Genomic DNA, 12702 nt, shown 5'->3' with positions numbered 1-12702 from the left:
ATATCACCTTTATTAGTTTATCGTTTAAATTAAATTTCCTCATTAAACATTCTATCATTAATAGCGCTTTATTTTAATTAAATTACTTATCTATTTAACTAATTTATATATTTTTTTAAACGGTAAACGATCAGGATAAAATTTGGGATCATTAACTTCTGCCGCATTATCCTGGTATCCTAACCCAATTGCCATACCCACAAGTTCATCTTCTGGGATTTTACAATACTTACGTACCAGCTCAGGATAAGATACCATTGAGTGCGCTGGCATAATTGATAATCCCTCATTGAGCGCAAGCAGCATAATACTTTGTGAAAAAATCCCTAAGTCGTAAACTGACCAAGCTGGAGAGGTTCTGGGAATCGTCAAGAACGCGATATCCTGGGCGTTGAACATTTCATTGTTTGATTCCGAGAAAAGTTCCATTTTGTTCTTAAAAAAATACGGTTGGGAAGCCCCAACAGCAGCCATATTTTGACTAGGATATGAATCCCAATTAAGTGACAACATTTTGACAAAATCTTCGTGAGGCTCAACATTATTATCTATTTGAGTTTTCACTTCTTTTTTTAGACCAGCAAGCGCATCACCAGTTAACATATAAACCTTCCAAGGCTGTGAGTTAAGTAATGATGGGGATAACTGTGCCCTTTGAATAATCTTAGCAAGTAATTTTTCGTTAACTTTTCTACTAGTAAACTTGCGAGTTACTCGTTCATGGTTATAAACTTTATTAAATTCCATTCCGATTCAAATCCTTACATATAAAGAGAGCTTAATGAAACACCCTACTTTTTAAAAACAAATTTCTCTAGAATTTCAAATACAGGCAGAAATAATCAAAAATATTCTATTCTTTCAATACTCACTTGTTTACACTTCTATTAAAGTTACAAATTTAAGCATTACTATCTAATAAAATCAGTCATATACACATTAATAATATTAATAAATTCTACGCAATATTGCAAAGGTATTTGGCAAAGATAACAAAAAAATTTATAAAAAAAGATTAATTTATTTAAAACTTTGTGTATAATTCACAAAATTATTTTTTTTGCTTTTACTGTTAAATCAAGTTTAGTAATTTATATACAGAGATTTTTACAATAGTTATTTGCAATTTGTTAAGCTTTAAACAAATATAAAATTAAAAAACAGTTTAACTATAAAACAAATTAAACCGTCCATTTATATTTTATATTGTCTGCGTATTTCTCGTTCTTGATCCCGTTTCTTAATTGCCTCACGCTTGTCATATTTTTTCTTTCCTTGACCGACACCAATGAGGACTTTGGCAAAACCATGTTTTAGATAAACTTTCAAAGGTATAATTGCAATCCCGCGTGCAGACTGGTCCTTAGCAAGTCGTGCCAGTTCCTTTTTATGTAAAAGCAACCTCCTTGAGCGAAGTGGTTCATGGTTATACCGATTGCCTTGCTTATATTCACTGATGTGGACATTTTCTAGAAAAGCAGAACCGTTAATAATTTGTACATAGCCATCACGTAAATTAATACGTCGTGCTCTCACTGATTTAATCTCGGTACCTGTTAAAGCAATACCTGCTTCATATGTTTCTTTAATGAAATAATCATGATGTGCTTTTTTATTTTGAGCAATTAAATTTTCATTTTTTTCTTTTTTCAATTTTCTAACCTAATGTTTGTATCTACTTAAATGTGGATGATTACCATTTTTTTGAAAATTGTTACGATAGTGACCCTTATGTGCGTGATCGTTGCGAAAGCCCCGATTACCATGTCTTTCGTTTTTAGCACCGCGATTGTTATGAGACTTCTTAGGAGCATTAGGATCATAGATTTCAAAATCAAGCTGATGTTGTTCAACGTTGGCATTAGTAAGGGTTACTTTAAGGGGCATCCCGACATGATATTGTTTATGAGTACCGCGTCCAGTCAGTGTCATGCTTTTTTCATTATAACTGTAGAAATCATCCGTCAAATTTGAAATATGAATTAACCCTTCAACTGTATTGGGCAACTGGATAAACATGCCAAAACTAGTCACAGAAGAAACAACAGCATCAAAGTGTTCTCCAACTTTATCCGCCATATATTCTGTCATCTTTAAGTCGTTTACTTCTCTTTCAGTATCAACAGATACACGTTCCTGTGTTGAAGTTTGATCTGCAACTTCAGGTAGATAGCTGGCAAAATGATCCTGTACTTTTTGGTTAATACCATTTTCACTATATGCATGAATCATTCTATGCACCATTAAATCGGAATACCGTCTAATTGGTGAAGTAAAATGAGTGTAGTATTTAGCAGCAAGACCAAAATGCCCTAGTGGTTCTTCTGAATAATGTGCCTGCTTTAAGCTACGAAGCATCATCATTTGAACTACTGCTTCTTCAGGTGTATCAGTTGTTTTAGCCACGACTTTTTGCAAGTCAATTGGTTTAACGTGATTGGGATCAGCAGTAATATGCAATCCAAAAGCACTACAAAATTCAAAGAAGCCTTTAATACGCTCACCATCTGGAGTTTCATGTACACGATACAGAAATGGAACGTGTTTGCGATAAAAGTCTTCGGCAACAGTTTCATTTGCTATAAGCATGAATGATTCGATCATTTTTTCAGCTATACCACGATCGTGTAACACGATATCTGTGGGTTTACCTTGATCATCAACAATAATTTTTGCTTCAGGTTCCTCAAAATCTATTGCACCACGCTGATGCCTTTGCTGGTATAACACATTATGCAGTTCGGCCATATCTTGCAACATGGGTGCCAACTTAACGTATTTGTCCTCAAGGTCTTCATGATTTTCTGGATCCAGAACCTTGTTGACATTGTTATAAGTCATTCTGCCGTGTGATCGCATAACAGAGGGATGAATACGATAATTAACTCTTTTTCCTTCCGGAGAAATTTCCATTTCGCAAGACAAAACAAGACGATCTTGCCCCTCATTTAAAGAACAGATGCCATTAGATAATCTAAACGGCAACATTGGAATAACACGGTCAACAAGATATGTACTATTACCCCTGGTAAAAGCTTCTTTGTCCAAAGGAGAATTTTCCGTCACATAATGCGCTACATCAGCAATATGAACCCCTAAATGATAGTTACCGTTAGGAAGTTTCCATAAAACCACGGCATCATCGAAGTCTTTAGAATCATCCCCATCAATGGTAACTGCGGGCTGGTCCCTAATGTCCTCTCTATCCGCCATTTCTGCCTCAGTCACGTGATCAGGAATGGCATTAGACTGCTTAAGAGCATCTTCAGACCATTCTGTACGAACATCATGCTCAGAAACAATGGCCATAATATCGACGCCTGGTAAATTTTTGTTACCAATAATATTGGTAACAACACCAGTCATCGAATCTGGATTATCTTTGTCAGGATAGTTAGCAAGCGATACTTTGACAATATCTTGTCTTTGCGGACGCAAACTGTCCTGACTAATATAAACGCAATAGTTCGCCAGTTTTTTATTGGAGCTGAGAACATAACCAATAAAATGACTGGTTTTTATTTGAGCATCAGTCATTGAATGAAATTCACCGACAAGTGTTTTTGTACCACGTTCGAGAATTTCTTCTACTTGTCCTTCGGGCCCTTTGCCATTCCAAGGATTACCACCAGCAGTTATTTTGACTTTAACACGATCACCGTCTACGGCATATGCTGTATAATCACGAGCAATAAAAATATCATCAGCATCTTCGTCTTCGAGTTTGACGAAACCAAAACCCTTGCTGTTTGCCTTAAAAGTGCCTTCAACTTCGGTATTTTCTTCAGCTAATTGGTATCGGCCATTGCCATCGGTGATTATTTTCTTTTCCTGTTCCAAATAGGATAATGCTTTGACCATATCTGAAAAACTGCCAAGTCTGTCTCGGCGCAACATACGGTCAATTTGTTCAACTTGATATTGTTTTTTAGGATTGTGACGAAAAATCTCTAAAACATTGGCTAAGATATTCTCGTTTTGTGCCATGCACTTAACTCCATTTCGTTAGTAAAAAGATAAAAAAAGTCCTCCCATCACTTGATCGGGAGGAACCATTAGTTATTTTGAAGACAAATAAGCTAATACAATAGCAAAAGCGAAAAAGAGCACCAGTAAAACGGATGTTACTTTTTCCATAAATGCTTCAAAACCACGTTTCTTCGTTTGACCACTAAAAACTGCACCGCCAGAGAGTGCATTCAATGCATCTTGCTGCTTTTGCGGCTGCATCATTGTCGCAATAACGATTAAGATTGAAACAATAATTAGTAGCGTCATAAATAAATTGTACAATGCGCTGCCTCCAATATACAGATACGTTACTGGTAAATTTTAGCACAAAATAGATTTAATTTCGAGTATTATTTTTCGAGTTCAGGTGCATCGGTTTTAAATTTATTTTGCGTTGTTTTTTGGTGATTTTTATACCATAAAGAAGTTTTATTCTTTGCATACAAATTCTTTAATGCTTTTTGTTCATTATAATCATAATCTTGCGGTTTAACCTTTTTAAACCATTTTGGATGATAAAAACGTAAAAGGTTACCTGCTATAACACGATCAGACAATGAAAGCTGTGTTGTTACCTTGTTTGAAATTGCTACCAACTCAGTTTTTAATTTTTTGTCCGGCTGAATTATTTCCTCACCAGTTTTAGTATCATAATATGTACTGCCTACTTTAGCATATAACGGTGTTATAAAGTCACCATTACGCTGGGCAACAATTTGTGGTGCCTTTTTACTTAATAAATCATGACCAAACTGTATAGTGCCCTTGTTCCTAATTCCAAGCAAATTTAACAATGTTGGCAACACGTCAATTTCGCCACCATAAGTTTTTTTTATGCCGCCTTTTAACCCCTTCATATGAAACATTAGCGGAACCCGTTGGAATTTCAGGTTATCAAAATTAGTAAATTCATCCTGATTAAGAAGTTCTGCACTTGCCTTATGGTGGTTGCCAGAAATACCATAATGATCACCATAAAAAACGAGTAATGTATTTTTATCTAAACCAGTTTTTTTCATCCACCGCATTAATTGCCCTACGGCTTGATCTAAATAATGAGCCGTTTGGACATAACCATCGACCGTTTCATCACCAGTGTCAGTTTTGTCAATTGATTGATTTTTCTTATCCAAATCATAGGGATAATGATTAGTTACAGTAATTAATTTAAGATAAAAAGGTTGCGGCAAGCGTTCAATATACTTAATTGATTGCGAGAAAAAAATTTTGTCTTTTAAGCCATAACCTATGTAATACTTAGGTTTATTTTGATAATAAGAAAGCGGCATAAAGTACTCATAGCCAAATTGCTTGTAGGCATTATTACGATTCCAAAAAGACCCGGCTCCACCGTGCATAACGGCAGTAGTATATCCACCCTGTTGTTTTAATATTGCAGGAGCGCTTTCAAACGTATTTGAAGTGCCATAACTAGACATTGCTGAACCTGATTGTAAACCAAAAAGAGAATTTTCCAGCATCATTTCGGCATCCGAAGTTTTGCCTTGACCTACTTGATTATAAAAATTGGCAAAACTAAGAGTGTTTTTAGAATGATAAAGCTTATTTAGATTAGGAGTGACTTCCTTGCCGTGCCATTTATACCCTATTAGAAACTGCTGAAAGCTCTCAAGATGTATAACCAACACATTTTTGCCTTTTGCAACACCTGTATATGTGCTATTCGGTTTAACGTAGTTAACCTTTAAGTACTTTTTAACAGATTGCAAGTCAGATACGTTAGCCTTTGCCATTTGTTCGCTTGTTTGAGCTGTTTTAAAAGCATCATATACCGCATATTCATTCATACCCAAATATTTTACAATATAACTGTTGTCAAAAGTTCTAGTTAACAGACCTGAGCGGTCTTTTTGAGCCATCAACAAATTAACGCCAATGAGAAGAACTGCAATACCTTCAAGCAAAAGATTAAATCTTAACTTTAATGGACGTAAATCATATTTAACGACTTTGGCAACCATTAAAAGAATGACAAGAACAATGTCAATAAAGGCTAAAAAATCCGTAACTCGAGTTATTCCTACAATACTTTTGCCTAAATTATCAGCAGTTGAGCCGGAAGTTTTAATTATAGACAAAGATAAAAAATTTGAAAACTCGCGATAATAAAGGATATTGGCAAATAACCACAAACTGAGCACAAAATCAATTGCAATCACAATCCAATAGGACTTTCTGCCCTTAAAGAAAAGACCAATTCCCAGCAAAAGTAGTCCTGAAGGCAAAGGATTTAAAAATAACAGAAAATTCTGCATTGCACCTTCAGCACCTAGATTAAATTTTGTTAGATAAATTACGTATGTTTTCAACCAGAAAGTCACTAAAACAATAGTAAAAAAGCCTAGTTTGGTTTGGGTTAGCCATTGTAGAAAAGACTTAATACGTGTCATCCTATTCTCCTCTCACTAAGCCTATATCTTACCCTTAAGTGCAATTATGCGCAGGTATTTTAATAAAAATTAATCATTTTGTGGGCTTAGCAATTTTTGCGGTTTAAAAATCCAACCAAAGATTCCTAAAATCATGCCGAAAAAATACGTGACAAAACGCCACAAGAACATCCCTACGATTAAGGTACCATTAGAAGAAATAAAGGTGGAAAATAAAGTTTGAAAGCTATATTCTGCCCCACCTGAAGCTCCAGGAATTGGTATGATTGCCATGAACATGATAATCATAATGTTCATTTGAGTTACGCTTGTCCAATCAGCAGAAACATTTAATGCTACCAGCGTCATATAGGGGATTGAATAAAAACATAACAGTTGTAATACAGTGAGTACTACACACACTAGCAATTTCTTTTTTTCTCTTTTTAGCTTTTGGCTTTCTTCATAAAATGTTTCAATTTTGTCAAGCGTGTTTTTGCGCCATATAGCGACCCGCTCTTGATTAATAAATTTCGCCAGTAAGTTCATTATCCAATTGGCAGCATTTTTAGTCCAATTATAGGCAAACAAAATTGCCAGCAAAAAAGCAATAGAACTAACATGAATTAAAAAGCCGATTGCAATGAAAATAGCTAAACCCGCAAACTTGGTTGCAACCATATGAAAGCCAGTAATAATTGTAGTGACGTAAGCTAAAAAAACTACAATTTGATAAATAATAAACTTCATTAGTAGTAAGGATGTTGCCCGACCGCCTTCTATTCCCATTTGAACCATAGCAGCCAATTGCGAAGGCTGTCCACCAGTTGACATAGGAGTGATGGCATTGAAAAGCGCTTGAATCAAGGGAATTCTAAAAAAAGACCATTTTGAACGTTTAGGTTCATTTTTGCGTTTGGTAAGAACTGCCAAAATGCTAGCTTCAAAAACATAAGAAAGAAGCATCAAACTAAAAACAGCAACTAATCCAATCAAATTAATATTGCGAGCTGCTTGCTCCAATTGCGCAATTGGAGTTGATCTTAAGTCAACATATAAGACTATGCCACTTATTACAATAACTATGGCAACGCCCCACAAGTGTTTTTTATTCATTAGCGAATTTGTCCCAGCTCACGACCAATTTCATACTGTTTGTGATAAAAATCATCCCATATGTGGGCTAAATTATCTTCAGAATATTTTTCACTGGCTTCATCGGATAACTTGCTATATTTATTTAAAATTGCAGTATCGTGAGCAGTTGCTTGTAATTGCTGATTCATTTCAGTAAAATTGCTGCCCTTCAGGTAGTAACCACTAATTATTGCCTGATATAAATCGAGATCGCGCAACAAAACTGGCGTACCACAGCTAAAGGCCTCTAAAACAGACATAGGAAACAGCTCATCATAAGACGGCAAAACAAAAAGATCTGCAATATTGAGGTAGTCAACTAATTTCTGTCGATCAATGATTCCCGTAAATTTAAGATTATGTGGCGGATTTTCGACCAATTTTTTAAAATGATCATAACCATCAGTTATTTTGCCAAAAGAAAAGCCTCCGGCCCAAATAAATTGCATCTCAGGATTTGCTTCGGCCAATTTGGCAAAGTCATCAACACCTTTACGAGCTTGTACTTGACCATCACCGAAAACCACAAATTTATTAAGTGGTATACCTAATTGATGCCTAAATGAATTCTTTTTTTCCTGACTTTCTGAATAAAACTCATTCTTCGATACAAAGTTGGGAATATACTTCACATTTTCACGCTTAATACCATATTTAACTAACTTATCAATAAAAATCGGATTAACAACTACGATCTCATCCATCCGTTTATAAAAATCAATTACATACTTATAAAAAATATTTTTTGCCAATGATGGCAATTTAACTGATCCTTCAAGCGTTTCCGGCAAAAAGTGAACATAACCAATTTTGCGTCCACGTGCTGGTGAAAAGCTGTTAGCAAAATAAGTTGGATTTACCGTATGATAATGTGTCAGATCACTTTTGCCATACTTGTTGTTAGTGACATAAAACTTATCAACCAAGTGTGTTCTAAGTAATCTTATCAGCTCCGTATAAGCAGAACCGACTCCCTGTCCTTTTACTGAGGCAGCTTGTGAAAACATATTAATTCTAATCATTTGTCTCCTCTTTGAGATCCTTTTGATAATTTGAAATTGTGTCTTGATAAAATTGATAAACTGAACTGGCAAATTTTTGAGCAGAGATTTGATCCATTTTTGCAGCTAATTTATCATGTGGGATTTGTTTTCTTCCTTTTCTTAAGTAGAATAATATTTCATTTAACATTTCGCCAGGACCATTAAAGACTTTGCCAAATTCTTCATCATCAAAAACATGCTCAGTATAGTCTGTATCATAAACGACGCATCTTGTGCCTGAAGCCAGGGCTTCAATATATGTCAGACCTTGAGTTTCCGTATCACTGGCCGAAACAAACAAATCAGCCATTTTATAGTATGAACCAACATCATCATGAGGTATATCCCCAGTAAATATTACACTATCTTCCAATGTTAATCTTTCAACCTGTTCTTGCAAAACTTCCATATCTGGTCCATCGCCAGCAATTACTAGACGTGTTTTTGGAAACTCATCAATAATTTCTGGCATTGCATTCAGAATGCGGTCAATTTTCTTTTCTTCCGCAACTCTGCTCAAAGTTAACAATACTGGTACATCGTCTGGTATATCTAACTCTTTGCGAACGTCAACTGTCTCAAGCTTATTTAAGCTATTTATGTCCACTCCAGTTGGAATAACTCTCATAGGTATGTTTACTCTATAACGCTTTAAAAGTGCTTCTACACGCTTACTGGGAGCTATAACGCCATCCATATTTTTTAAGTAGGCATTAGTAAATTGCTTAACATGATATGGTCTAAGCAAATGTCCATTTAAAACGTAGTGTAGGTAATCTTCATACATAGTATGGTAAGTATGAATTGCCGGAATTTTCAATTGGTGGGCAACGTACTTCCCTATCATACCCAAAGCAAATTCGGTTTGGGTATGAACAATATCCAATTTAACTTCACGAGCAACTTTTGTAGCTTCAAAAAAACCTCTAAACGCAACACGTCTATCAGTAAACGAAATAAAGGGAACGCTGCTGAAACGGAATATGTTAGCCTCAACTGTCCCTTTTTTTATATGAGGATCGGTAGTAGTAAAAATAAAAACATTATGACCCTGCTCCTCAAGAGCATCCTTTAAGGTTTTAATTGATGTTGCAACACCACTTAATTGTGGAAAATATGAATCGGTAAAGATACCTATATTCATCTTAAATACCTCCATAAAAGGTATTATAAAGATTACACATAACTTGTGCAATTTTTATAGAAAAAATTAACAATACAAAAGCAGCTCTCACACGAGAGCTGCTCAGTAAATAGCGGTGATCGGGGTCGAACCGATACGTCCTAAACGGACACCAGATTTTGAGTCTGGCGCGTCTGCCAATTCCGCCACACCGCCATAATAATATGTTTTAATTAACAGTTCAATGAGTGAACCGATAAAGGCGGGGATCGGATTTGAACCGACGATTAAGGTTTTGCAGACCTCTGCCTTACCACTTGGCTACACCGCCATCGAATTTTATTAATAAATAGATTGGGATAGCTGGATTCGAACCAGCGCATAATAGAGTCAAAGTCTAGTGCCTTACCGCTTGGCTATATCCCAATGCTAGGGCGGAATATGGGATTCGAACCCATGTATGCCGGATCCACAAACCGGTGTGTTAACCCCTTCACCAATTCCGCCATGAATGTAAACAGGGATAGTAGGAATTGAACCCACACTAGCGGTTTTGGAGACCGATGTACTACCTTTATACGATATCCCTATTATGGAGGAGGGTGGATTCGAACCGCCGAACTCAGAGAGAGCGGTTTTACAGACCGCCGCGTTTAGCCACTTCGCTACTCCTCCAGGCTGATGGCGCGGGACGGAATCGAACCGCCGACACAAGGAGCTTCAATCCTTTGCTCTACCGACTGAGCTACCGAGCCATCCTACGGTCCATATCAGATTTGAACTGATGATCTTCTCCGTGACAGGGAGACGAGATAAACCACTGCTCCAATGGACCATATTGCGGGAGGTGGATTTGAACCACCGGCCTTCGGGTTATGAGCCCGACGAGCTACCAGACTGCTCCATCCCGCGATTTTATTAAAGGAGGATGTGGGATTTGAACCCACGCACGGCAAGACCGTCTAACGGTTTTCAAAACCGTCCCCTTAAGCCACTTGGGTAATCCTCCAAATGTAAATATACCAAGAATGGTAATGACCCGTACGGGATTTGAACCCATGTTACCGCCGTGAAAGGGCGATGTCTTAACCACTTGACCAACGGGTCATATTTATCGTTCTTACGCCATAAGACGCTTAATTATAATACCGAACTTATTGCCAAAAGTCAACCATTTTTTATTTAGTTGATTCGATAAATCCTTTTAAGTTGCTGAATCACAACGTTATTAATAATACAGGATTATGATTCATCATGCAAGAGTTTTGTGTAAAAAGTTAAACTTTTTTTCGTAGGATCGCCAATTAAAATTTTTACTTATGGCAATACCAATATTGTTATAACATATTGTCAAAAAAGGCTGAATTACAACTCCTTTAAAGATTTAACAACTGATTAAAGCCCATATCTAGTAATTAAAAAGACCGTTAGAACAAAATCTACGGTCTTCTTAATTATATCAGCGGAGACTGAGAGATTCGAACTCTCGCACCAGAATAACCCGATCTACACCCTTAGCAAGGGCGCCTCTTCAGCCACTTGAGTAAGTCTCCACAATGGGCCTAAATGGACTTGAACCATCGACCTCACGCTTATCAGGCGTGCGCTCTAACCAGCTGAGCTATAGGCCCCAAAAAGCGGGTAACGAGAATCGGACTCGCGACTAAAGCTTGGAAGGCTTTCGTTTTACCACTAAACCATACCCGCACTAATATAAATGGCGCGGGACGGAATCGAACCGCCGACACAAGGAGCTTCAATCCTTTGCTCTACCGACTGAGCTACCGAGCCATCCTACGGTCCATATCAGATTTGAACTGATGATCTTCTCCGTGACAGGGAGACGAGATAAACCACTGCTCCAATGGACCATATTGCGGGAGGTGGATTTGAACCACCGGCCTTCGGGTTATGAGCCCGACGAGCTACCAGACTGCTCCATCCCGCGATTTTAAAATATAAAAGTACAAACAAACTCCATACTTTATGGACCTTGTAGGACTCGAACCTACGACAGGACGGTTATGAGCCGTCTGCTCTAACCAACTGAGCTAAAGGTCCAAGCTCTGGGAAATAGCGGCGGGGGGGATCGAACCCTCGACCTCCCGGGTATGAACCGGACGCTCTAGCCAGCTGAGCTACACCGCCAACAATGCAATCATTTTATAAAGATTACAATCGGGAAGACAGGATTCGAACCTGCGACCCCCTGGTCCCAAACCAGGTGCTCTACCAAACTGAGCCACTTCCCGTAATTATGCGCCCTGAAGGATTTGAACCTTCAACCTTCTGATTCGTAGTCAGACACTCTATCCAGTTGCGCTAAGGGCGCATCACTAAATGCCGAGGACCGGAGTCGAACCGGTACGGTTGAAACCAACCGCGGGATTTTAAGTCCCGTGCGTCTGCCAATTCCGCCACCCCGGCAAGTAATGAAAGCGGAAGACGGGATTCGAACCCGCGACCCCCACCATGGCAAGGTGATGTTCTACCACTGAACTACTTCCGCACGATATGTGATGCCGATTATACGATTTGAACGTACGACCCCCTGTTTACAAGACAGATGCTCTACCAACTGAGCTAAATCGGCAAAATGTAAATATGGTATATATTACTGGCGAATACGGGTGGTGGGACTTGAACCCACACGTCCGAAAACACTAGAACCTAAATCTAGCGCGTCTGCCAATTCCGCCACACCCGCAAAATGGGGCCATGAGTCGTGACGGGCTTGAACCGTCGACCCTCTGATTAAAAGTCAGATGCTCTACCAACTGAGCTAACGACTCGAGATGGAGGATACAGGGCTCGAACCTGTGACCTCCTGCTTGTAAGGCAGATGCTCTCCCAGCTGAGCTAATCCTCCATAAGCACGGCAGCGTCCTACCCTCGCAGGCAGTCTCCCACCAACTACTCTCGGCGTGAAGAAGCTTAACTGCTGTGTTCGGCATGGTTACAGGTGTTTCCTTCTTGCTCTTGCCACCGTACTTTTTCT

Annotated in this window: 8 protein-coding genes, 27 tRNA genes and 1 rRNA gene; all 36 read right to left on the bottom strand. The window is 38.1% G+C overall.

What is annotated here, in order from left to right; all coding sequences use genetic code 11:
* Nucleotides 1–90: 90 nt before the first annotated feature.
* The 36 genes from F5ESL0261_RS02580 to rrf all read right to left on the bottom strand — a co-directional run bounded on the left by F5ESL0261_RS02580 (nucleotide 91) and on the right by rrf (nucleotide 12694).
* Nucleotides 91–747: a nitroreductase gene (locus F5ESL0261_RS02580; RefSeq protein WP_045927675.1), complete on the bottom strand. Its 657-nt coding sequence runs from the start codon at nucleotides 745–747 to the stop codon at nucleotides 91–93.
* Nucleotides 748–1194: 447 nt separating this feature from the next.
* The gene (gene smpB / locus F5ESL0261_RS02575; RefSeq protein WP_045927674.1) at nucleotides 1195–1653 is read right to left on the bottom strand and encodes an SsrA-binding protein SmpB; all 459 of its coding nucleotides are present in this window, start codon (nucleotides 1651–1653) and stop codon (nucleotides 1195–1197) included.
* A 9-nt stretch (nucleotides 1654–1662) separates the two neighbouring features.
* A complete protein-coding gene (gene rnr, locus F5ESL0261_RS02570) occupies nucleotides 1663–3987 on the bottom strand; it encodes a ribonuclease R (protein ID WP_122052050.1) in 2325 nt (774 codons plus the stop codon).
* A 72-nt stretch (nucleotides 3988–4059) separates the two neighbouring features.
* Entirely contained in the window at nucleotides 4060–4293 is a 234-nt protein-coding gene (secG, locus tag F5ESL0261_RS02565) for a preprotein translocase subunit SecG (protein WP_034977075.1), read from the bottom strand.
* A gap of 68 nt (nucleotides 4294–4361) precedes the next feature.
* Complete coding sequence (locus F5ESL0261_RS02560; protein WP_122052049.1) at nucleotides 4362–6422, bottom strand: LTA synthase family protein; 2061 nt, start codon at nucleotides 6420–6422, stop codon at nucleotides 4362–4364.
* 69 nt (nucleotides 6423–6491) lie between these two features.
* Nucleotides 6492–7517, bottom strand: a complete 1026-nt coding sequence (locus tag F5ESL0261_RS02555) for a lysylphosphatidylglycerol synthase transmembrane domain-containing protein (RefSeq protein ID WP_122052048.1) — start codon at nucleotides 7515–7517, stop codon at nucleotides 6492–6494.
* Nucleotides 7517–8560 carry a glycosyltransferase family 4 protein gene (locus F5ESL0261_RS02550; protein ID WP_122052047.1) on the bottom strand — a complete coding sequence of 348 codons (1044 nt, stop codon included), beginning with the start codon at nucleotides 8558–8560 and terminating at the stop codon, nucleotides 7517–7519. Before F5ESL0261_RS02550 ends, F5ESL0261_RS02555 begins: the two co-directional genes overlap by 1 nt.
* Nucleotides 8553–9725 (bottom strand): glycosyltransferase family 4 protein, encoded by a 1173-nt coding sequence (locus F5ESL0261_RS02545; protein ID WP_045927669.1) that lies wholly within the window; start codon nucleotides 9723–9725, stop codon nucleotides 8553–8555. The genes F5ESL0261_RS02550 and F5ESL0261_RS02545 overlap by 8 nt, the downstream gene beginning before the upstream one ends.
* A gap of 110 nt (nucleotides 9726–9835) precedes the next feature.
* Nucleotides 9836–9920 (bottom strand) — tRNA-Leu (locus tag F5ESL0261_RS02540).
* Between the two features lie 44 nt (nucleotides 9921–9964).
* A tRNA-Cys gene (locus F5ESL0261_RS02535) sits at nucleotides 9965–10035 on the bottom strand.
* 23 nt (nucleotides 10036–10058) lie between these two features.
* Nucleotides 10059–10130: transfer RNA gene (locus F5ESL0261_RS02530), tRNA-Gln, on the bottom strand.
* A gap of 7 nt (nucleotides 10131–10137) precedes the next feature.
* Nucleotides 10138–10210, bottom strand: a tRNA-His gene (locus F5ESL0261_RS02525).
* A gap of 12 nt (nucleotides 10211–10222) precedes the next feature.
* Nucleotides 10223–10293: transfer RNA gene (locus F5ESL0261_RS02520), tRNA-Trp, on the bottom strand.
* Between the two features lie 4 nt (nucleotides 10294–10297).
* A tRNA-Tyr gene (locus F5ESL0261_RS02515) sits at nucleotides 10298–10379 on the bottom strand.
* Nucleotides 10380–10386: 7 nt separating this feature from the next.
* Nucleotides 10387–10459, bottom strand: a tRNA-Phe gene (locus F5ESL0261_RS02510).
* A gap of 6 nt (nucleotides 10460–10465) precedes the next feature.
* Nucleotides 10466–10539, bottom strand: a tRNA-Asp gene (locus F5ESL0261_RS02505).
* A 3-nt stretch (nucleotides 10540–10542) separates the two neighbouring features.
* A tRNA-Met gene (locus tag F5ESL0261_RS02500) sits at nucleotides 10543–10616 on the bottom strand.
* 10 nt (nucleotides 10617–10626) lie between these two features.
* Nucleotides 10627–10713: transfer RNA gene (locus F5ESL0261_RS02495), tRNA-Ser, on the bottom strand.
* 26 nt (nucleotides 10714–10739) lie between these two features.
* A tRNA-Glu gene (locus F5ESL0261_RS02490) sits at nucleotides 10740–10811 on the bottom strand.
* 356 nt (nucleotides 10812–11167) lie between these two features.
* Nucleotides 11168–11257: transfer RNA gene (locus F5ESL0261_RS02485), tRNA-Ser, on the bottom strand.
* Nucleotides 11258–11261: 4 nt separating this feature from the next.
* Nucleotides 11262–11335: transfer RNA gene (locus F5ESL0261_RS02480), tRNA-Ile, on the bottom strand.
* 5 nt (nucleotides 11336–11340) lie between these two features.
* Nucleotides 11341–11411, bottom strand: a tRNA-Gly gene (locus F5ESL0261_RS02475).
* 11 nt (nucleotides 11412–11422) lie between these two features.
* Nucleotides 11423–11495, bottom strand: a tRNA-Phe gene (locus F5ESL0261_RS02470).
* Between the two features lie 6 nt (nucleotides 11496–11501).
* Nucleotides 11502–11575, bottom strand: a tRNA-Asp gene (locus F5ESL0261_RS02465).
* Nucleotides 11576–11578: 3 nt separating this feature from the next.
* Nucleotides 11579–11652 (bottom strand) — tRNA-Met (locus tag F5ESL0261_RS02460).
* A gap of 39 nt (nucleotides 11653–11691) precedes the next feature.
* Nucleotides 11692–11765 (bottom strand) — tRNA-Ile (locus F5ESL0261_RS02455).
* A 13-nt stretch (nucleotides 11766–11778) separates the two neighbouring features.
* Nucleotides 11779–11852, bottom strand: a tRNA-Met gene (locus F5ESL0261_RS02450).
* A 30-nt stretch (nucleotides 11853–11882) separates the two neighbouring features.
* A tRNA-Pro gene (locus F5ESL0261_RS02445) sits at nucleotides 11883–11956 on the bottom strand.
* A gap of 6 nt (nucleotides 11957–11962) precedes the next feature.
* A tRNA-Arg gene (locus F5ESL0261_RS02440) sits at nucleotides 11963–12036 on the bottom strand.
* Between the two features lie 9 nt (nucleotides 12037–12045).
* A tRNA-Leu gene (locus F5ESL0261_RS02435) sits at nucleotides 12046–12131 on the bottom strand.
* A gap of 10 nt (nucleotides 12132–12141) precedes the next feature.
* Nucleotides 12142–12213, bottom strand: a tRNA-Gly gene (locus F5ESL0261_RS02430).
* Nucleotides 12214–12224: 11 nt separating this feature from the next.
* Nucleotides 12225–12297: transfer RNA gene (locus F5ESL0261_RS02425), tRNA-Thr, on the bottom strand.
* Nucleotides 12298–12329: 32 nt separating this feature from the next.
* Nucleotides 12330–12411, bottom strand: a tRNA-Leu gene (locus tag F5ESL0261_RS02420).
* 12 nt (nucleotides 12412–12423) lie between these two features.
* Nucleotides 12424–12496, bottom strand: a tRNA-Lys gene (locus F5ESL0261_RS02415).
* 4 nt (nucleotides 12497–12500) lie between these two features.
* Nucleotides 12501–12573, bottom strand: a tRNA-Val gene (locus F5ESL0261_RS02410).
* Nucleotides 12574–12577: 4 nt separating this feature from the next.
* Nucleotides 12578–12694, bottom strand: a 5S ribosomal RNA gene (rrf, locus tag F5ESL0261_RS02405).
* Between the last annotated feature and the right edge of the window lie 8 nt (nucleotides 12695–12702).

It is taken from the genome of Lactobacillus sp. ESL0261 (assembly GCF_003693025.1).
GTDB classification, from domain to species: domain Bacteria; phylum Bacillota; class Bacilli; order Lactobacillales; family Lactobacillaceae; genus Lactobacillus; species Lactobacillus kullabergensis.
The sequence above is the reverse complement of the archived record's forward strand: the minus strand, read 5'-3'. Positions and strand labels throughout refer to the sequence as shown.

What these genes read in the sequence shown, in the direction of transcription:
- F5ESL0261_RS02550 (WP_122052047.1), bottom strand. Translation starts at nt 8,560, where the DNA reads ATGATTAGAATTAATATGTTTTCACAAGCTGCCTCAGTAAAAGGACAG.
- F5ESL0261_RS02560 (WP_122052049.1), bottom strand. Translation starts at nt 6,422, where the DNA reads ATGACACGTATTAAGTCTTTTCTACAATGGCTAACCCAAACCAAACTA.
- rnr (WP_122052050.1), bottom strand. Translation starts at nt 3,987, where the DNA reads ATGGCACAAAACGAGAATATCTTAGCCAATGTTTTAGAGATTTTTCGT.
- F5ESL0261_RS02555 (WP_122052048.1), bottom strand. Translation starts at nt 7,517, where the DNA reads ATGAATAAAAAACACTTGTGGGGCGTTGCCATAGTTATTGTAATAAGT.
- F5ESL0261_RS02545 (WP_045927669.1), bottom strand. Translation starts at nt 9,725, where the DNA reads ATGAATATAGGTATCTTTACCGATTCATATTTTCCACAATTAAGTGGT.
- F5ESL0261_RS02580 (WP_045927675.1), bottom strand. Translation starts at nt 747, where the DNA reads ATGGAATTTAATAAAGTTTATAACCATGAACGAGTAACTCGCAAGTTT.